This is a genomic window from Variovorax sp. LjRoot175 (genome assembly GCF_964253805.1).
GTDB lineage: Bacteria > Pseudomonadota > Gammaproteobacteria > Burkholderiales > Burkholderiaceae_C > Variovorax.
The window spans coordinates 413,332-432,027 of record NZ_CAXURY020000002.1 but is presented as its reverse complement, the minus strand read 5'-3'; the positions used below and the strand labels follow the sequence as shown (position 1 = coordinate 432,027).

Here is an 18,696-nt window from a genome sequence, read left to right as displayed (position 1 = left end):
TTCTTGCACCGGCGCAACACATCGACGCTCTTCGGGCCGCATCCCCGGCACCTTTATCAACTTCGGGGAGAGATCTCATGAGTTCGAAGAAGCTGCTGGCCCTGCTGGCGATCGCAGTCAGCGCAGCGTCTTTCGCCGTCGACAACACGCCACCAGGCCGGCTGAGCCCACCGCAAACCACCGCTCAGAAGACCAGAGACGCCGCCGCCAAAGATGCGGCCAGCAGGACGCGCGAAGCCACCAGTCCCAAGGGTCGCCCGCCGGCGGGCACGGACAAGAAGTGAGCCCTGTGGTCCCCGATGTCGGTCGCGTCCTGCTCGGCCACTGCCTGGATGCCGTGCTGCTGAAGCCATCGGATCATCTCGGAACGAGCGGCCAGGCCTCGTCTTGCGGCTCGTCGCAGCGTCGGAAGAACACGAGCTTCGCGCCAGCCGCCCTGGTCAGCAGCAGCGGCAGTGCCGCGCGCATCGCCACCGCCGATTCGCGCGATCCGTCCCACGACCAACACGCGACGACCGGCCTGCAGCAATCACCTGCGGTACGACCATCACCTGGCACCGTTCGATCTGAGCGGGCACGAGGTCCGCATCAGTTCGGGCATGGATTCAACACACGTGTGCGTCCACATCCGGGAAGGCGGTCAACGCGCCAGACAGCCGGAGAACCCGCGCACGGACGGCGTTTTGCTGGACGTGCTGCAGGAGATCGATATATTCCTGCAAGCGCACGTCGAATGGGTCCGGCACCTCAATGGGGCAGTCCTCAATCCCTGAACGGCGAATTCGAGGAGTTTCACTGCGAACCGGGCCAGTCGGCGCGTGACGCGGCGCAGACGCCGCCGATCAGCAAGGGCGGAAAAGCAGGTCCATCCTCGCGAAAGGCAGGGCTCGGTGAAGTTCCCCGCCCGGCGCATGGACGCTCGGGCGATCAGAAGTTGCCTTCATTTCCACGGCGCCCCACGTCGTCGGAGTCGAAGTCATGAACTCCCCTCCGATAAGGAGTCCTCACCGGCACTTTCGTCCACTGGCTGTCCTTCGCTCATTGGCGCGTCCATCATTTCCGTCGGGTCCCCATGCGCATTCTGTTCCTGATCCGCCGCAGATCCGCGCGCCCAGGAGGTTCCAACGACGCAGGAGCTGCATGGCTTGATACATCGCAAACACGCCGCCCCGAACAGCGCCTAGAGTGACGAATCCGCCAAGACTCGAAAGGGCCGCCATGAACCCCGATATGGAACTGAGACACGAAGTCTTCGCGGTATTGAACTGGGACCCGGCAGTCAGCGGTGCCGATGTCGACGTGCGTGTCGAGAACGGCGTGGTCACGTTGACCGGCCAGGTCACCGGTCTTGCGATGCGCCATGCCGTCGAATGCGCAGTGCGACGAGTGCAGAGCGTTAAGTCCCTAGTGAACGAACTGACCGTGCGTTCCGTACCCGAGAAGTCCTGAGGCGACGCAGGCCGACATTGATGCAGGCCCATGAACTCTCGCGACGGCGCCTTTTCTTCCTTGAACGCGGTTGCATGCCGGTCTTCCACCAAGCACGGTCGACGATCGATCTAACGTTCGCATCGGCGCCGGCCGCATCGCACCGGCAACCGCACCGGCAACTTCGACCGACGCCTCGTGCCATCAATTGCGCCGCGCAACGCAATGTATTCGTCTCTGTCGAACACCCGGCTGATGGTCAACTCATGGCCCGACATCTCGAGCTCGATGCGCACCACACGATCGTCGCGATGCTTGCGCCCGATCAAACCGGCACCGCATCGAGCGCCTTACTGTTCGGAACGGCATACGCCTCTTGATGACGGATCACTTGACATGACAGCCAAACAGCTTCTCTTCCGCGAAGATGCACGCGACAAGATCCGGCGCGGTGTGGACACGCTCGCCGATGCGGTAAAGGTGCGCGAGCTGAAGACGATCTCCCAGCCGTGTGCGACCTCGCAGGAGATTGCCCACGTAGCGAGCATTTCGGCCAACAATGACCGCTCGACCGGCGACCTCATCGCCCATGCGATGGACAAGGTGGGCCGAGGGGGCGCCGTGTCGATCGAGGACGGTTCGGGGCTTGTCAGCGAGCTGGAGATCGTCGAAGGCCTGCAGTTCGACCGCGGCTACCTGTCGCCCTACTTCATTAACGGGACACCGAGAAACAGGCCGCGGTTCTGGAGAACGCGCTGGTCGTGCTGTGCGACCAGAGGCTCTCGGCCATCAACGATCTGGTGCCGTTGCTGGAAGCCGCGGCGAAGTCGGGCGCCCCGCTGCTGGTGATCGCCGAGGACGTGGAGGCCGACGCATTGGCCGCGCTGGTCATCAACAGCGTGCGCGGTGTCGTGAAAACCTGTGCCGTGAAGGCGCCCGGCTTCGGCGACCGCCGCAAGGCGATGCTGCAGGACATCGGCATTCTGACCGGTGGGCAGGTCATCTCGAGCGAACTCGGGCTGACCCTCGCCAAGGCGACGCTTGACAATCTGGGCCGTGCACGCCGCGTGGTGATCGACAAGGACAGCACGACGATCATCGGCGGGGCGGGCGACGCCCAAGTCATACGCGACCGTGTTTCCGCGATTCGCAAGGAACGCGAGACGCAGACCAGCGACTACGAGAGAAAGCAGCTGGACGAGCGCCTCGCCAAGCTGTCGGGCGGCGTGGCACTCATCAAGGTAGGCGCAGCCACGGAGACCGAGCTGAAGGAGCGCAAGCTGCGCGTGGAGGACGCGCTGCATGCCACCCGCGCCGCGGTCGAGGAAGGCATCGTTCCCGGTGGCGGCGTCGCGCTGCTGCGCGCGCGGCGCGCGCTGGCAGATCTTCCAGCGCCCAATCTGGACCAGGCCTCGGGCATCAAGATCGTGCAGCGTGCGCTCGAGGAGCCACTGCGCCGCATCGTCGGCAACGCGGCTGACGAGCCCTCCATCGTGCTGGCCAAGGTCGACGAATCCGCCCAACGCAGTTTCGGCTACAACGCGGCGACACGCGAGTACGGTGACATGCTGGAGATGGGGGTCATCGACCCCTCCAAAGTGACGCGCCTCGCGCTACAGAACGCTGCCTCGATCGCCAGCCTGGTGCTGACCACCGACTGCATGGTCGCCAACGCGCCGAAAAAGGCAACGGGCGGATTGCGCGCGGACGCCGAGCCCGGCATGTACTGAAACCGAGTTACTCCCTCCCCGGTCGTCGACGCAGCAGTAGAGCATGCCCTGGACTTTCGACAACTGCCCAGCGGCCATGCACGGGCTTCCACCGTCCGTGCGGCAGAAGGCGGTCGAGATCGCGAACGCCTCGTTGGACGAAGGTTGCGACGACGGCAAGGCCATCCGCATCGGGATCGCCAAGGCCAAGGAGTGGGCTCGTCGTCATGAGGTCGCGGATCGGCAATGCGTGCGCTGCTGACCGATCTCCATCAGTCGACCACGCATCGTTCCTCTTGATGGCACACTTCGCGCCGAAGCCCGGCTGCACCTTGCGCACAACTCGCCGGCATTCATGGAACGACGTTGGCCGCGCTTTTTGCGCACGCGCCGCCCCATCTGCCGCTGCCATGGCACATTGTTGATCCAGCACAAGCACATGCGGCGCTGACCTTTCCAGAATGACAGCACATACAGCTACTCGGAACAGGTACACCCATGAACACGCGCACATCCGCCCGCCTCGGCGCCGCGATGCTCGTCGCTCTGCAGGGCGTTTCGGGACCGGCCATCGCCGTATCGCCCGTACTGGTGCCTGGCGCGCATGCCAGCGGAGGCATCAGCTACGAAGGCCAGCAGGAGATGCAGGCGACGCAGGACCTGTACAACCTGCGGCTGACCTTTGCCGAGGCCCAGACCGGCGCCTACGTTGCAGGCGTCACCGTCTCGGTCGAGGCGGCCGACCGGAGTGCTTCATACGGTCCGTTTGCGGACTGCGGTCCGTTGTTCTATGTGGCGCTGAGTCCCGGCGTCTACCGCGTCAGTGCAAGCTACGCCGGCCTCACGCGCACTAAGACCATTCGCGTCGGCAGAGCAGTGACGCAGGCGACCCTCTATTGGCCCGTCGCGAACGAGCTGTGAACAGGCACCCCGCCGGCACGCCACCTCCCAACATTGCATCAAGGAGACACACATGAGCATCGGCTCCATTTGCACGCGGCGCATGATCGCCGTGGACTGCAGCAGTACCCTCGCCCAAGCCGCCAGCCTGATGCGCGAACATCACGTCGGCGCGCTGATCGTCACCGGCCAGACGGCAGCGGGACCCTGCGTGACCGGCATCGTCACCGACCGTGACCTGGTGATCGACGTCCTTGCCGGTGGCCTCGAGCCTGCAGGAATCAAGATCGGTGACCTGGCAAGCGACAAGATCGCGAGCGTCCCTGAAGCGGCCGACATTACTGACGCGCTGGCCGTCATGGAGGCCCATGGCGTACGGCGAGTGCTGGTGACCGACGGCGAGAATCGCGTCACCGGCATCGTCTCGCTTGACGATCTGCTGGACGCATGCGCCAAGGAGCTGACCGGCCTTGCCACGGTGATTCGCAGCGGCATCGAACGCGAGGTCGCTGAGTCCAAGGGCACGCCGCCGCCGAAGCCGTTGCCGCTACGCGGTCCCGCCATCGGGACCGCGGGCTGGAACACCGTGATGGCCTGATGGCCAGATCCTGCTCGGCAGGCTGGAAGTCCTCATGAAGATCACCATCCATACCTCTGCGAAGAGAACCTACGAGGTGCAGGTCGGCACGACGCACCACCCATACGCGGGGCCCTTTCCCAAAGTCGGACAGACCATCGTGATCCCCGAGGACGCCAAGGTCGAGCAAGAGGCCAAGGGCAAGGCGAAGATCACCAAGATCCTCTGGCACTACAACCCGGGATCCAGCGCGCTCTGGCCCGAGATCGTGTGCAAGATATCGTAGTCAACGCTGACGTGGCTGCGGTCTTCGACGAGATCGCCGATCTCCTCAAGGTGCAGAGCGCCAACAGTTTTCGTGCGCCGTGCTCTGCGCCAGATCAAATCATGCCTCGGTGTCCGATGACAGATATGAATGAAAGGCGAATGTCGGACATTCAGAGACGACGGCGGGGGTTCCCCTTCGGGGGAGTTCATGGCGCCGCCCCGGCGCCGTGGGGATGAACGCAACCTCAGACTGCCCGGGCGCGAACGCGCCCGGGAGGGGTCCTTCACCAGGGCCTGCCATTCGCAAGGGATGGTGGGCCTTCTTTCTTCAGCTGCATGAATGCGGGTCGCACCCGGCTAGGGCAAAGCCACATCGAAGATGTCAACTTGCAGCCGCCAAACTGGAACATGTCGCTGTCTTGCGCCAGCGCAATGGAACCGGCCGCTGACCACCTATGGTCTTCAGGATGGAAGAACGGTCGGACACTACCGTCACGTCAGCGGCGCCTGGCAGGCCCGATGTGACACCGGCGCGCCTGACGTCGGTGATTCAAACGCTGTTGCATGAACTGCGCGGCGGCGAGGCAGCGCCCCCGAACCTGGACGACGACCTGCAGCGCATGCTTGGGATCGACAGCCTCGCGCGGATGGAGCTGATGCTGCGCCTCGAGCAGGCGTTCGACGTGCGCATGCCCGAAGCCGCAATGCAGGCCGCGCAGACGCCGCGCGACCTGTTGCGCGCACTGGCCGCGGCCCCACTGCGCAGCAGCATCCGTCCCGCCACGCCCGCCGCGGTTGGTTTAGCGCCGCTCGGACCGGGCGCAGCCGACTTCCCATACCAGGCGCAGACGCTGCTCGACGTTCTGCAGTGGCATGCCGACAGGGCCGGCACGCGGCGCCATGCCGCACTGTTGCGCGATGGCCAGGAGCCACAGGAGCTCGACCACAGCGCATTGCTCGAGCACGCGCGTACGATAGCCGTGGCGCTACAGCGCCTTGGCGTCGCGCCTGGCAACGCCGGCCTGCGCCTCGAGCGGTCCCACGGCGAACGCAGACGCCCCCAGCGCGCAGATGAAACGGCGTCGGGAAAGGCTGTTCACAAGTTCCATCAACAAGCAGATGTCATGCAGGAAGCCGGTTAAATGCGGTGTCCAAGCTGACATTATGGGTTCGATCGGTGCCGCGCAACACGCGGCCATCAAGGCGGTTCCACCGTGCAAGCTCGGCATACCACTTGATCCCCATCAACCGCGAATCGAGCGTCGATACCTAGCATCGGGACAGCGAACGCGGCCAACCGACGTTCGCCACATGACCGGACCGATCCTCAATGTGAGGATCGCGGAGAGGGACGGGCCAGTACGCTCAACGAGATTCGCTGCCCGCGCCTCTCGACCCGTGCAGGCGGCTGCGCTCACGCAATGGGCCCCGGTCCGGAAAGGTACGCCATGTCTGAAGTCTTCGGTTTCGACGCCTTCTCACCGAAGGAAATCGCGGCGCGGGTCGACACGGTCGGCGCGGCCAAGGCGCACTTGCCGTTGCTTTCCGCGCTCATGCTGAGCGTTCTCGCCGGAGCCTTCATCGGCTTGGGTGCGCTCTATTTCCTGTTGATCAGATCCGACCCAACTCTGGGGTTTGCCGCCAAGCAGGCGCTCGGTGGCGTGGCCTTTTCCTTGGGGTTGGTCCTCGTGATCGTGGCGGGTGCCGAGTTGTTCACCGGAAACAATCTGCTGGCGATGGCCTGGGCCGACGGGAAGATTTCCACGCGCGATCTCTTGCGGAACTGGACGATTGTCTGCGCAGGTAACTTCATCGGCGCCGCGGGGCTGGCGCTGATCGTCTTTCTTTCGGGCCACCATGAATCTGGCGGCGGCGCGGTTGCGCAGGAGTATCTCCGGGTTGCCGCAGCCAAGGTGGCCCTGCCGTTCTGGACGGCCTTCTTCAGAGGAATTCTCTGCAACGTGCTGGTCTGCATGGCGGTTTGGATGGCGCTTGCAGGACGAAGCGTCGTCGATAAGGTCGTGGCGATCGTCTTTCCGATCTCCGCCTTCGTTGCTGCCGGCTTCGAACACAGCATCGCCAACATGTACATCATTCCTCTGGCCATGTTGCTACAGGCCTTCGATGGTGTGGCGGCCAGCACCATTCCCATCACGCTGGGAGGAATGTTGCGCAACCTCGTTCCGGTATTGCTCGGAAACATCGTCGGCGGCAGCGTGCTCGTGGGCCTGGTGTATCACGTCATCTATCGGCGGACGGCGGAACTGAGATAGGCCGTCCTGTTGCGCCGAACCGATTCAGCGCCGTTTGATGTACGTCAATCTTCTTCTGGCGACCGCACGTACGATGACCTCCAGCCATCGACCGATGCAAGTCTGAGCACTGATCCCGGCAGCCGCTGATGGACGACAACCACTCTCGCAGGAGAACTGCAATGGCCGATGATGCCCCGCCCGTATCGCCGCTTCGCGATGGCTACCTCCTGTCGGACCTTGCCTGGCAGAGCGTGCTCGTCGGCTTCCTGATGCAGGCTCAGCGCAATCAGTGCCAGGTACTGGCTACGTGGGAAAAGTCGCTTGGCGCCGTCAACCAGGACTTGTGGGATCAATGGGTGTGCCGTTTCGGCGGCGGTGTACCGCTCGACGGCTGACCCTTCGTGTGGTCAAACCACCATCGTGGCGGACCCTGAGCGCCGATTGACCACCGCAAGGACGCACCGCCGACGTTCGGGCCCGCGTCGCCGCGACGCAGGCACGCTGCCGGCACGAAGCCCTGCCTCCCTGGACCAGTCGGCGTTTTGGAGCCGCGAAGCCTGCGGTTTGCTGGCCGAATTGAGCAGCGGCATCGAAGGCCTGTCGTCAGCAGAGGCGGCCCAACGCCTGAAGACGGCTGGGATCAACGCCATCGACGAAGAGGCGGACAGAGGGGTCGTGCGGCTCCTCCTCGGGCAATTCAAGAGTCCGCTGGTGCTGATCCTCGTTTTCGGCGGCGCCGTGTCGGCGATCCTTCGCGACTGGCTCGACGCCACGATCATCCTCGCCGTGGTCCTGGGCAGCTGCGGCCTTGGCTTCCTGCAGGAATACCGCGCCTCGAAGGCGGTCGCCCGGTTGCGCAACAGACTCGCCCTGACAGTGACCGCGCTGCGCGACGGGGTGCAGCACGCGGTACCGACACGCAAGCTGGTGCCGGGCGACATGGTCATGCTTTCGGCTGGAAACCTGGTTCCGGCCGACGGGATCGTGCTCGAGGCCCGCGACTTCCTGGTGACCGAAGCCAGCCTCACCGGCGAGTCATTTCCAGTGGAAAAGCAACCTGGGGTACTGGCAGAGGGAACGCCCCTCGCTCATCGCACGAATTGCGTCTATCTGGGCACGTCGGTACGCAGCGGCACCGCCACGGTGCTGGTTGTCCACACCGGCGAGCACACTGCCTTCGGGGCCGTGGCGCAGCGGCTACGCGCCACGCCGCCCGAGACGGAGTTCGCGCGCGGCGTCCAGCAGTTCGGCGTGCTGCTCGTCCGGGTGATGGTGGTGATGGTGCTGTTCGTGCTCATCATCAACCAGTGGCTGGGACGTCCATGGATCGAGTCGATGCTTTTCGCCGTCGCACTGGCCGTCGGGCTGTCGCCAGAACTGCTGCCCGCCATCGTGAGCGTGACACTGTCGACGGGCGCGCGCAGGATGGCACTTCGAGGCGTCATCGTGCGCCACCTCGAGGCCATCGAGAACCTCGGCAGCATGGATTTCTTGTGCACGGACAAGACCGGCACACTCACCGAAGGCGTGATGACGCTCGAGGCCGCTGTCGCTCCCGATGGCACAGCCTCGCCTGAAGTGCTGCGCCTGGCCTATCTCAACGCCGCGTTCGAGACGGGCATCGTCAACCCGCTGGATGCTGCCCTCGTGGCCGCCGGTGTCAAGGCGGAGCTGAGCGCGGCCGGCCTGCGCAAGGTCGACGAGATCCCCTACGATTTCCTGCGCAGACGCCTGACCATTGTGATCGCACCAGAGACCGAGGGTGCGCATCTGATCGTCACCAAGGGCGCCTTCGCCAACGTGCTCGCGACGTGCACGCGGATCGCGCGCGGGGGTGCTTCGGTGCCGCTGGACGACGAGGAGCGTGAGCGACTGGACGCATGGTTTCGCGAGCAGGGCACCCGCGGCTTCCGGGTGCTGGCGCTGGCCACGCGCGAGATCGGGCCGCGCAGGAGCTACACGCATGACGATGAAGCCGACATGTCCTTCGCAGGCTTCCTGCTCTTCCTCGACCCACCGAAAGCTACGGCCAGCAGTACGCTGAAGACGCTCGCCGGGTACGGCATCGGTATCAAGATCGTCACCGGCGACAACCGCTACGTCGCCGCCCACGTGGCCGAGAGCGTCGGCCTCGACGCCCGGGCCATGCTCACCGGTGAGCAGATCGACGTTATGAAGGACGAGGCGCTGTGGCATCGCGCCGAGAAGACCGTGCTGTTCGTCGAAGTCGATCCTCAGCAGAAGGAACGCATCGTGCGCGCGCTGCAGCATCGCGGCCATGCGGTGGGCTATCTGGGCGACGGTATCAACGACGCGCCGGCGCTGCATGCCGCCGACGTGGGCATCTCGGTCGATGATGCCGCGGACGTGGCCCGCGAAAGCGCCGACGTGGTGCTCCTTCGACCTGACCTCGACGTGCTGTGCCAGGGCGTGCAGGAAGGTCGCCGTACCTTCGCGAACACGCTCAAGTACGTCAGCATCACTACGAGTGCCAACTTCGGCAACATGATCAGCATGGCGCTGGCCGCTCCGCTGCTGCCCTTTCTGCCGCTGTCCGCCAAGCAAATCCTGCTCAACAATTTCCTCTCGGACCTACCTTCCATCGCGATCTCGTCCGACCGGGTCGACGAGGACCGGCTCGTCAGCGCGCAGCATTGGGACGTCCACGAATTGCGGCGCTACATGCTGGTGTTCGGTCTGACAAGTTCCCTGTTCGATCTGCTGACCTTCTGGCTGCTGCTGAAGGTATTCCATGCCTCCGAATCGCTGTTCCAGACATCCTGGTTCATCGTCTCCCTACTGACAGAGCTCGCGGTCCTCCTCGTGCTACGCACTCACCGGCCGGCTTGGAACAGTCGGCCCGGCACGTTGTTGTGGACGACGACGATGCTCGTGGCCGTGATCGCTGTTGCACTGCCCTTCATTCCGCCGGTGGCCGCCCTCTTTGGCTTGGTCCCGCTCCCACCGGGGCTGCTGGGCGGCATGATTCTCGTCGTCCTCGGTTACGTGGCCGCGACCGAGTTCGTCAAGCATCGCTTCAATGCACCGTCGAGCCGGCGCAAGCGCGCGCGAGCGTCAAGACGACGATCTCAGCGCTGACACGAAGGTTCGCTGGCTGAGGGATTCTTGTCCTTGAGGATTCGCTGGGGCGGCCGCGCCGAGGCCCTTGACGCCCCGTCAGCAGTCCCCCGCGCGCTTCGACAATCCCGCCCCCACGGCCGCAGCCATCAGAAATAGTGCTCCTGCTCGGCGTTCAGTTGACGGATGTCAAGGTCATCCAGCCATTCGGCAGCGACGATCCACGCCATTCCTCCCTACTTCTTGTGAGTCCCCATGAAACACTTGACTGATGCCGACCGCAACATGCTGGCCGATCAGCTGCAGGCCATGAAGCGCAGAGCTCTCGATGAAATCCGCGGCACTGCCGCCGACGTCAAGACCAGTCTTCAGCCTCAGGATCATGAGGTCCAAAGCCACGCCGACGAAGCCGAAGCCGAACGCCTCGGCGACGTTCGCTTCGCCGAGATCGAGATTGATCGGGCCAGGCTGCTCGACATCGAGCAGGCAGAGCAGCGCATGGCCGACGGGCGCTATGGAGTCTGCGCGGACTGCGGCGACGCCATCCCGCGCGAGCGCCTGCTGGCGCAACCCACCGCTATCCGTTGCGCCGCATGCCAGACCGCGGCCGAGAACAAGCTCCGCCGCCCCTAGACAGAATGGCTTGAGCCGTCGAGCGGCACGCCGCCGGCGAAGCGGCATACCCATCGATCCCACAAGTCCTGGTTGACGGCGCCCAGCGACGTCTGCCACGCGGACATCATCTGCAACTGACTGCGCTGCACCTGCATCGGGATCTCAATCAACGCGGCCTGCCAGTCGAGGGCTGATCGAATATGGCCATCGGGAAGCGAAGAGAGGGGGAAATTTCATTGGGCATGCAGCTCTCCACGACCAGGGTTGATTCATTCCGTCGCAGTAGCCTTCTCATGCACGTCGGTGCCGCGAACGCCGCACCGCATCCTCAATCTGTCTTCTCATGCCGTTGAAAGCATCGCGCACGGCGATGTACGGGTCCTCGTCGTGCACGCGACTGATGGTCAACTCGTGCCCCGACAGGGTGAGGTTGATACGCACTGCGAACGGACGCCCCTGATGCTGGTGTTTGTGCGTCAGGTCGATACAGACCCTGCAGGATTCGATATCGGCACAGAACTCATCCAGCTTCAGCGCCTTTTCGCGCGCCACGGACTCGATGGCTGGCGACGGATTGAGGCCAAGAAACTGGATCTCTGGAGGTAGCTTCATCAGAAGAGGTGTTATCGGATTGCTGGATCTGGTAGTCAGGATCGCGCAGAGGCGTATCGGACACCTTGATGTAGCTCAATAGTCACGAACATCGCTCGAATGCGGCCGAGGGCACGGCAGCCGCGCAGACAGCGCAACCTGCCAATTCTTGCGCTGGCGCAAGCCCTTGGAGCCGCGCGCCACGCAAGATCGCTGAATCTGTCGCCTGGGTGATCGCAATGAACTCCATCAAGTCCCTTCTCGTTCACCTGGACGGCACGGTGCGCGCCGAGGCGCGGTTGCGCCTTGCGCATCAGCTGGCGGGCGTCCATCAAGCAAAGGTGACCGCGCTGTTCGCAGTCGCCCCGCGTTACCTGCCCCTGCTGCCCTTGGCGGGAGGCGTCCCGCCGTCGCCCACGCCGTCGCCCACAGACATCGATCTGGCTCACCGTGTCCATGCCTTGGCCATGTTCGAAAGAGCGAGGGATGCCGCAGCGCCGGAGAGCGAATGGCTGGAGTTGAGCGGCGAGCCGGTGATCAGCACTTTCGCACGGCGGGCGCTGGCGTCGGACCTGTTGGTACTTGGGCAGCGCGATCCGGCCGATGCAACTGGTTTCGACGTGCCTGGTGATTTCGTCGAGAGTGTCATCATCGACAGTGGCAAGCCCGCGCTCGTCATTCCCTACGCTGGCGAGGCAACCGCCGCGCCGCAGGTCGTGCTGGTGGCCTGGAAGCCCACGCGAGAATCCGCCCGCGCGCTTACCGCCGCGCTACCCTTCCTGCGAGGAGCCAAGCAGGTTTACTTGGTCTGCGCCGAGGAAAACGCCGACTACATGGAATCGGCACCATTGGAGGTCCCGGAGTACCTCCGCCTGCACGGCATTGAGCACGTGCGCGAGCACCGGTGGCTCTCCGAACGCGATGCCGGCAATGAACTGCTGGCCCTGGCCGCTGACACCGGCGCCGAAATGATCGTGATGGGCTGCTATGGACACAGCCGCGCACGGGAGTTGGTGCTGGGCGGAGCGACCCGCACGGTACTGGAGTCGATGACCGCACCGGTACTGATGGCGCATTGAGCGCTCCGTCGTCGCGACAAGGCGCATCCCCCTCGTGCGCCTTCCGCTCCCTTCCCAGCATGCGTTCAGAACGCGCAGATCAGGCCTGTTGTCTGAGCACGGCATGCGCTCGCTGCGGCTCGGCATTGGCCGGAGACGTCGCCGACATCTGCATGCACGCGTTCGAAGAGCGTGATCCAGCGTTCCAAGCCGATCGGCGGCACCGCGGGGGGGGGGCGGCTCGTGCAGCCGCCCGTTCACCGCTGCGCGCAGGGTGTGGGCATCGCCGCTGCACACATCGAATCGCCGCGTCATCCCTCTGCCAGTTCGTGGGCGCGAGGCAAGTCGAGTCCGCGAAAGACTTCTGCACCCCCTGGACCGAACTTTTCGCCGACGGCAGATTCCCGAGCGCGTTCTTTCCTTTGTCATTCTTGATCGAGCGCAAATCGTGAAATGAAGCGACTCCTAGACTGGATGCGTCGACGACTCGGCATCTGCCCCGCCGATCGATGCAACGTTCCACCCAACCTGGAGATTCACATGAATGCTTTGACACGCCTCGAACGAATCGACAACCTGTTCCCGGAAATGCTGCGCCGCTGGGCCCGACCGCTCCAACTGTTGGATGACGTTGCCTTGCCGTCGGACATCCGGGTCGACATCAGCGAAAACGACAAGGAGTACCTGGTCAGTGCCGAGATTCCAGGCGCGAAGAAGGCCGATATTCGCGTCTCCATCGAAGGCAACTACGTGTCCATCGCCGCCGAGATCAAGAAGGAGCAGGAGGACACGCACGGGCGCACGCTGGTGAAGGAGACCTATCACGGCAGCGTGTCGCGCGGCTTTACGCTGGGCAGCGATGTTGACGAGAAAACGGCCGTCGCCAAGTTCGAGGACGGCGTGCTGCGCCTGACATTGCCCAAGCGGGAGAGTAGCGCCAGCCGCAATCTGAAGATCGAGTAACTCCCAACCGCCGGGTCCTGCCCGGCAGCTTAAGGCGGCGTTCATCGACAGCGCCGAACATCCATCCGGATCTGCCCGCGGGCTCGCGGGCATCTCTAGACATCATGGTCGCCGTCCCATAGCAGGCGGCCGGTCTCCAACATCGTAGATTGCGTCCAAAGACGTAGAGCTACATGCTGTGACTTGCGTCGTCAGCAACAAAGGAGACCGACCATGGAAGAGCGTAGCAAGATTCACGTGGGTTTGGATGTCCACAAGGACAGCATCAGCGTGGCGGCGGCCGAGCCAGATCGAGCGCCCGGGCGCTTGATCGGCAAGGTCCCGCACGACGTGAACAAGCTGCTGAAGGTGCTGGCCAAGGTCGGCACCGCCGAGCAACTGCACATCGTGTACGAGGCCGGCCCGACGGGCTTCGGTTTGCAGCGAGCGCTAAAGGCCAAGGGCTACGTCTGCGAGATCATTGCCCCATCGCAGATTCCGCGGCGTCCAGGCGACCGAGTCAAGACCGACACACGCGACAGCGTTCAACTGGCCGAGTGCTCGCGCGCCGGCCAGTTGAGCGCCGTGTGGATCCCCGATCCAGACGATGAAGCGATCCGTGACCTGTCGCGGGCGCGCGAAGACGCGGTCCACAGTCGCGTCCAGGCCCGCCATCAGCTCAAGGGCTTCTTGCTGCGCCACGACGTGCGCTACAAGGGCAAGACCTCGTGGTGCGGTGCCTACTACCGCTGGCTGGGGACGCTGAACTTCGGCGCCGGCGCCGCCCAGACCGCGTTCACCGAATACTGGCAAGCCGTGACGGCGGCAGACGATCGCGTCGATCGGCTGACGAAGGCGCTGCAGGCCTCGATCGCTGGCTGGCGCTTCGAGCCGGTGGTCGGTGCGCTGCAGGCACTGCGGGGTGTCGCCGCGATCACGGCGATTGGCCTGGTGGCCGAGATCGGCGACCTCGGGCGCTTTGCACATCCGCGCAAGCTCATGGGCTATCTCGGGCTGGTTCCATCTGAGCATTCCAGCGGCGAGCGCACGAGCCGCGGCAGCATCACCAAGACGGGTAACGCGCATGCACGCCGGCTACTGACCGAGGCCGCCTGGAACTATCGCTTCAAGGCGCGCATCTGCAGACAGGCGCAGATTCGACAACAAGATTTGTCCGAACCGATACGAAGGATGGCCTGGACGGCGCAGCTGCGGCTGACCCAGCGGTTTGCCGCTTTGAATGCGCGTGGCTTGCAAGCCAACAAGGCCTGCGTCGCGGTCGCCAGAGAGCTGGCCGGCTTCGTCTGGGCCATCGGCATGCAGGCGCAGCGCGAGAAAGTCGAGGCAACCTGAAGAAACGCAGAAACCCGGATCGATCTGGCGATGCGATACGAGCCACGATAGGGCAACCCTCGGCACTCCTATAAGGGCACCGCAAGGCAGATCCCCGACGCTAGAGCGAGGCAGGCCCGCGACGAATCGATGAAGTGCTGGTAACCAATCCGCGGATATGAGTCTGATTCATCGTCGCTGCAACTCTCGTGTCGCATCACCCGATCGATCCCAACACACACCTACACCCCATAACCATGCAGTAGCGCTATTGACAGTGGCGACCATATGAGGAGTGTGCATGTTCATGGCCCCGTCCCCCGTATTTGACGCCGACCCGGCACCTGGCGCAGGCCTGGTGGCGGGTCGCTCGGAGTTTGCCATTCATCCGCCGGACGATCCCCGCCGCCGCGAGGTCGAGGCATTCGTGCGGCGCATCTATGCCCGGCGCTATGGTGCGCGCGTCTCGGATTTCGCGCCGGTTCTGGTGAGCCTGCGCGACCATGGCGGAAGCATCGTCGCCGCGGCAGGCTACCGGCACGCGGCGCAAGCGCCGCTCTTTCTCGAACGCTACCTCGATGCGCCGGTGGAGTCGCTGCTGGCCGCGCACGGCGATGCACAGCCCCAGCGCGAACGCATCGTCGAGGTCGGCCACCTTGCCGCGGCACGCGCGGGCGAAGGCCGGCGCCTCATCTTCCTGCTGGGCCCGCATCTGGCCGCACAGCGCTTCCAGTGGGTGGTGGGCACGCTCACCGAGGAACTTCGCCATCTGTTCGTTCGCATCGGCGTCACGCCGTTGGTGCTGGGAACGGCCGACCCGGCCGCGCTCGGCGAAGAGGCCGGGCACTGGGGCAGCTACTACGATCATCGCCCCTTGGTACTCGCGGGCCATCTTCAGCAGGCGCTGCGGCACCTGGTGCGCCGCTCAGGCGGCACGAAGGGCCGCGCATGATGGCGAATGACGGTGCCTTGGACGATGGACAGCGCACGTGGAGCAGCGCCGAGCTCGGCCAGGAGGTGGACTGGCTGGTCGACCACCTCAGAGCGCAGCGCACGCACGTTCTCGCCACCTTGATGGACAACTCCCCCGCCTGGGTGGTGGCCGATCTCGCAGCCGCGCAGACGGGTGTGGTGCACGTGCCGCTGCCGCTCTTCTTCACCGGGGAGCAGATCGCCCATGTCCTGCGCGCCGCGGGCGTCGACACCGTGCTCGCGCTCCCGGCGCTGGCCGCCCGATGGCCTCAGGCGCCCTCGGCGCCGTGCGAGGTGGCAAGTCAGGCGCTCGCCTGTGTGCGCCTGCCCTGCGAGCCCGTCCCGATGCCGCCGCATACGGCGAAGATCACGTTCACCTCCGGCACCACGGGCGCGCCGAAAGGCGTGTGCCTCGCCGCGGATGGCATGCGGCGGGTATCCGACGCACTGGTGGAAGCGATGGCGCCGCTGGATATCCGGCGCCACCTGTGCGCGCTGCCGTTCGCCGTACTGCTCGAGAACATCGCCGGTGTCATGGCGCCGCTGTCGCGCGGCGCCACCTGCATCGTCCTGCCGCTGCAGGAGCTGGGATTGACCGGGTCGTCCAGCTTCGATGCCGCTCGCTTTCAGGCTGCCGTTGCATGGCACCAGCCGCACAGCATCATCCTGCTGCCGCAAATGCTGCGCGCCTGGGCCGCTCATCTCATGACAAGCGGGCAGCGCGCGCCCGCCTCACTCCGGATGGTGGCCGTGGGCGGCGCGGCCGTCGGCGCCAAGCTGCTCCACGGCGCACGCGCGCTGGGGATTCCGGCCTACGAAGGCTACGGCCTGTCCGAGGGCGCCTCGGTCCAGACACTCAACCTTCCCGGTGCCGACCGCATCGGCACCGCCGGACGCGCCCTGCCGCATGCCCGCTTGCGCGTGGCGGCCGACGGCGAGATCGAGATTGCGGGCAGCCTGTTCGCAGGCTATCTCGGGAGCACCGAACCGACGCCACCGTGGTGGCCCACCGGCGACCTCGGCACGATCGACGCCGATGGCTTCGTCCACGTCCAGGGGCGAAAGAAGCTGGTGCTCATCACCGCATTCGGCCGCAACGTTTCGCCGGAATGGGTAGAAACTGCCCTGCGTGATGAGAACGCCATCGGCCAGGCCGTGGTGTTCGGCGACGCGCAGGCGGCGCTGAGCGCCGTGCTGTGGCCGGTGCAGCCGAGCGTGCCCGACGCGGCGCTACAGGCTGCGGTGGAAACCGCCAACGCAGCGCTGCCCGACTACGCGCGCGTGCAGCGCTGGACACGCGCCCGCGCAGCCTTCAGTCCGGAATCCGGGATGGCCACCCCCAACGGGCGCCCGCAGCGCGCGGCGATCCTGCAAGAACACGCCGATGCCTTGGGCATCGCCCCCTCTGACCACCCCACCTCCCAGGATTGCTCATGAGCTTCCATGCCCGATTGCTCGAACAAACCGCCGACGCCCGCATGGGGCTGCTCGGCACACCCATCATCCAGGGTTGCCTGCGCGGCGAGGTGTCGCGGCCCAGCTACCTGGCCTTCCTGCGCGAGGCCTACCACCATGTGCGCCACACCGTGCCGTTGCTGCGAGCCTGCAAGGCCGCGCTGCCCGCGCGCAACGACTGGCTGCGCGAGCCACTGGACGAGTACATCGATGAGGAGCAGGGTCATGACCAGTGGATCCTCGACGACATCCGCGCTGCCGGCGGCGATGCCGAGGCCGTGCGCGAAGGCCTCCCGGGCCACGCCACCGAGGTCATGGTGGCCTATGCGTACGACACCATCGCGCGCCGAAATCCACTGGGCTTCTTCGGCATGGTGCACGTACTCGAAGGCACCAGCGTGTCGCTGGCGCTGCTCGCAGCCGAGCAGATTCAGCAGCCGCTGCAGCTGCCGGATGCGGCCTTCAGCTACCTGCGTTCGCATGGCACGCTCGACCAGGAGCACGCCGCACACTTCGCGCTGCTGATGGACCGGATCGAGGATCCACAGGATCAGGCCGACATCGTGCATGCCGCACGTGCTTTCTACCGCCTGTACGGCGATGTGTTCCGCAGCTTGCCCCTGCCGCAGGTCCGGCCGGGCCTGGCGGCGGCCGGTTCCATCGGGGCCACGGCATGAAGGCTACCGAGGCCCGCATCATGCTCACCGGCGCCACCGGCGGCATCGGAACGGCGGCGGCCGTGACCTTCTTGAAGGCCGGCGCATCGGTGATGCTCGTCGGCCGATCGCCGGCGCGGCTGTCGACCCAGGCACGCGCGCTCTCGCGCGACTGCGACGTCCGGACGCCGCGCGTGGCGTGGCACGCCGCCGACCTGAACAAGGTGTCCGGCCTCGCGGAACTGAGCGAGGCCGGTTCCACCTGGGGATGCAACGTGCTCGTGCACGGCGCGGGGGTCCCGAGCTTTGGTCGGCTGGAATCGCTGAGCCCGGACGACATCGTCCAGGTGCTGCACACCAACCTGCTCGCCCCGATGCTGCTGACCCGGGCGCTGTTGCCTCACCTGAGCGACCTGCCGCGCGCCCAGGTGATCTGCGTGGGTTCGGTACTGGGACGCATCGGCCTGCCGGGCTACAGCGTCTACAGCGCAAGCAAGTTCGGCTTGCGCGGTTTTGCCGAGGCGCTGCGCCGCGAGCTGGGCGGCACCAGCGTGCGCGTGCAATACCTCGGCCCGCGCAGCACACGCACCGCCTTCAACTCGGCCGACGCGGAGGCCTACAACCGCGCCACTGGCACCGCGATGGACAGCCCCGAAGTGGTGGCGCACGCCATGCTGCAGCTGATGGAGAGCGAGGCTGCCGAGCGTTTCCTCGGCTTTCCGGAAAAGCTGGCCGTGCGCCTAAACGGGCTCGCGCCCATCCCGATGGACGCCGCCTTCGTCAAGCACCGCAACAGCCTGCCCGCCGCCTCGCATGCGGGCCCCAAGGCCGACTCGCCCCCGCTCAATACTGTTCTATGAG

Annotated in this window: 22 protein-coding genes and 1 pseudogene; 21 read left to right on the top strand and 2 right to left on the bottom strand. The window is 65.3% G+C overall.

What is annotated here, in order from left to right; translation table 11 throughout:
* Positions 1-77 precede the first annotated feature (77 nt).
* The 14 genes and pseudogenes from ACSQ89_RS32040 to ACSQ89_RS31975 all read left to right on the top strand — a co-directional run bounded on the left by ACSQ89_RS32040 (position 78) and on the right by ACSQ89_RS31975 (position 10,847).
* Entirely contained in the window at positions 78-284 is a 207-nt protein-coding gene (locus ACSQ89_RS32040; protein ID WP_436294396.1) for a hypothetical protein, read from the top strand.
* A 171-nt stretch (positions 285-455) separates the two neighbouring features.
* The gene (locus ACSQ89_RS32035) at positions 456-773 is read left to right on the top strand and encodes a hypothetical protein (protein ID WP_436294395.1); all 318 of its coding nucleotides are present in this window, start codon (positions 456-458) and stop codon (positions 771-773) included.
* Between the two features lie 445 nt (positions 774-1,218).
* Positions 1,219-1,449: a BON domain-containing protein gene (locus tag ACSQ89_RS32030; RefSeq protein ID WP_436296825.1), complete on the top strand. Its 231-nt coding sequence runs from the start codon at positions 1,219-1,221 to the stop codon at positions 1,447-1,449.
* 20 nt (positions 1,450-1,469) lie between these two features.
* Positions 1,470-1,808, top strand: coding sequence for a hypothetical protein (locus ACSQ89_RS32025; protein WP_436294393.1), 339 nt, complete (start codon positions 1,470-1,472; stop codon positions 1,806-1,808).
* A 61-nt stretch (positions 1,809-1,869) separates the two neighbouring features.
* Positions 1,870-3,158: pseudogene (groEL, locus tag ACSQ89_RS32020) on the top strand (chaperonin GroEL); the annotation flags it as partial.
* Between the two features lie 43 nt (positions 3,159-3,201).
* The gene (locus ACSQ89_RS32015) at positions 3,202-3,399 is read left to right on the top strand and encodes a hypothetical protein (protein ID WP_436294391.1); all 198 of its coding nucleotides are present in this window, start codon (positions 3,202-3,204) and stop codon (positions 3,397-3,399) included.
* 236 nt (positions 3,400-3,635) lie between these two features.
* A complete protein-coding gene (locus tag ACSQ89_RS32010) occupies positions 3,636-4,058 on the top strand; it encodes a hypothetical protein (protein WP_436294390.1) in 423 nt (140 codons plus the stop codon).
* Positions 4,059-4,110: 52 nt separating this feature from the next.
* Positions 4,111-4,635, top strand: coding sequence for a CBS domain-containing protein (locus tag ACSQ89_RS32005; protein ID WP_436294389.1), 525 nt, complete (start codon positions 4,111-4,113; stop codon positions 4,633-4,635).
* 34 nt (positions 4,636-4,669) lie between these two features.
* Positions 4,670-4,900 (top strand): hypothetical protein, encoded by a 231-nt coding sequence (locus tag ACSQ89_RS32000; protein ID WP_436294388.1) that lies wholly within the window; start codon positions 4,670-4,672, stop codon positions 4,898-4,900.
* A 436-nt stretch (positions 4,901-5,336) separates the two neighbouring features.
* A complete protein-coding gene (locus ACSQ89_RS31995; RefSeq protein ID WP_436296824.1) occupies positions 5,337-6,023 on the top strand; it encodes an acyl carrier protein in 687 nt (228 codons plus the stop codon).
* 306 nt (positions 6,024-6,329) lie between these two features.
* Positions 6,330-7,154 (top strand): formate/nitrite transporter family protein, encoded by an 825-nt coding sequence (locus ACSQ89_RS31990; RefSeq protein ID WP_436294386.1) that lies wholly within the window; start codon positions 6,330-6,332, stop codon positions 7,152-7,154.
* A 161-nt stretch (positions 7,155-7,315) separates the two neighbouring features.
* Positions 7,316-7,531, top strand: coding sequence for a hypothetical protein (locus tag ACSQ89_RS31985; protein WP_436294385.1), 216 nt, complete (start codon positions 7,316-7,318; stop codon positions 7,529-7,531).
* 46 nt (positions 7,532-7,577) lie between these two features.
* Positions 7,578-10,235, top strand: coding sequence for a magnesium-translocating P-type ATPase (mgtA, locus tag ACSQ89_RS31980; protein ID WP_436294384.1), 2,658 nt, complete (start codon positions 7,578-7,580; stop codon positions 10,233-10,235).
* Positions 10,236-10,499: 264 nt separating this feature from the next.
* Complete coding sequence (locus ACSQ89_RS31975) at positions 10,500-10,847, top strand: TraR/DksA family transcriptional regulator (protein ID WP_436296823.1); 348 nt, start codon at positions 10,500-10,502, stop codon at positions 10,845-10,847.
* Here ACSQ89_RS31975 and ACSQ89_RS31970 read toward each other — a convergent pair.
* Positions 10,844-10,984: a hypothetical protein gene (locus tag ACSQ89_RS31970; protein WP_436294382.1), complete on the bottom strand. Its 141-nt coding sequence runs from the start codon at positions 10,982-10,984 to the stop codon at positions 10,844-10,846. The genes ACSQ89_RS31975 and ACSQ89_RS31970 overlap by 4 nt on opposite strands.
* A 136-nt stretch (positions 10,985-11,120) precedes the next feature.
* Positions 11,121-11,441 carry an HPF/RaiA family ribosome-associated protein gene (locus tag ACSQ89_RS31965; protein ID WP_436294381.1) on the bottom strand — a complete coding sequence of 107 codons (321 nt, stop codon included), beginning with the start codon at positions 11,439-11,441 and terminating at the stop codon, positions 11,121-11,123.
* A gap of 218 nt (positions 11,442-11,659) precedes the next feature.
* On the opposite strand from ACSQ89_RS31965, the gene ACSQ89_RS31960 reads away from it, so the two are divergent.
* From ACSQ89_RS31960 to ACSQ89_RS31930, 7 genes are all read left to right on the top strand, one after another.
* Positions 11,660-12,499 carry a universal stress protein gene (locus tag ACSQ89_RS31960; RefSeq protein ID WP_436294380.1) on the top strand — a complete coding sequence of 280 codons (840 nt, stop codon included), beginning with the start codon at positions 11,660-11,662 and terminating at the stop codon, positions 12,497-12,499.
* A gap of 519 nt (positions 12,500-13,018) precedes the next feature.
* Positions 13,019-13,441: an Hsp20/alpha crystallin family protein gene (locus tag ACSQ89_RS31955; protein ID WP_436296822.1), complete on the top strand. Its 423-nt coding sequence runs from the start codon at positions 13,019-13,021 to the stop codon at positions 13,439-13,441.
* A gap of 213 nt (positions 13,442-13,654) precedes the next feature.
* Positions 13,655-14,773 carry an IS110 family transposase gene (locus ACSQ89_RS31950; RefSeq protein ID WP_436296809.1) on the top strand — a complete coding sequence of 373 codons (1,119 nt, stop codon included), beginning with the start codon at positions 13,655-13,657 and terminating at the stop codon, positions 14,771-14,773.
* A 286-nt stretch (positions 14,774-15,059) separates the two neighbouring features.
* Positions 15,060-15,704: a thermostable hemolysin gene (locus ACSQ89_RS31945; RefSeq protein ID WP_436294378.1), complete on the top strand. Its 645-nt coding sequence runs from the start codon at positions 15,060-15,062 to the stop codon at positions 15,702-15,704.
* Positions 15,701-17,161, top strand: coding sequence for an AMP-binding protein (locus ACSQ89_RS31940; protein WP_436294377.1), 1,461 nt, complete (start codon positions 15,701-15,703; stop codon positions 17,159-17,161). Before ACSQ89_RS31945 ends, ACSQ89_RS31940 begins: the two co-directional genes overlap by 4 nt.
* Positions 17,158-17,856 (top strand): TenA family transcriptional regulator, encoded by a 699-nt coding sequence (locus ACSQ89_RS31935; protein ID WP_436294376.1) that lies wholly within the window; start codon positions 17,158-17,160, stop codon positions 17,854-17,856. Before ACSQ89_RS31940 ends, ACSQ89_RS31935 begins: the two co-directional genes overlap by 4 nt.
* Positions 17,853-18,695: an SDR family oxidoreductase gene (locus ACSQ89_RS31930; protein ID WP_436294375.1), complete on the top strand. Its 843-nt coding sequence runs from the start codon at positions 17,853-17,855 to the stop codon at positions 18,693-18,695. Before ACSQ89_RS31935 ends, ACSQ89_RS31930 begins: the two co-directional genes overlap by 4 nt.
* Position 18,696 lies beyond the last annotated feature (1 nt).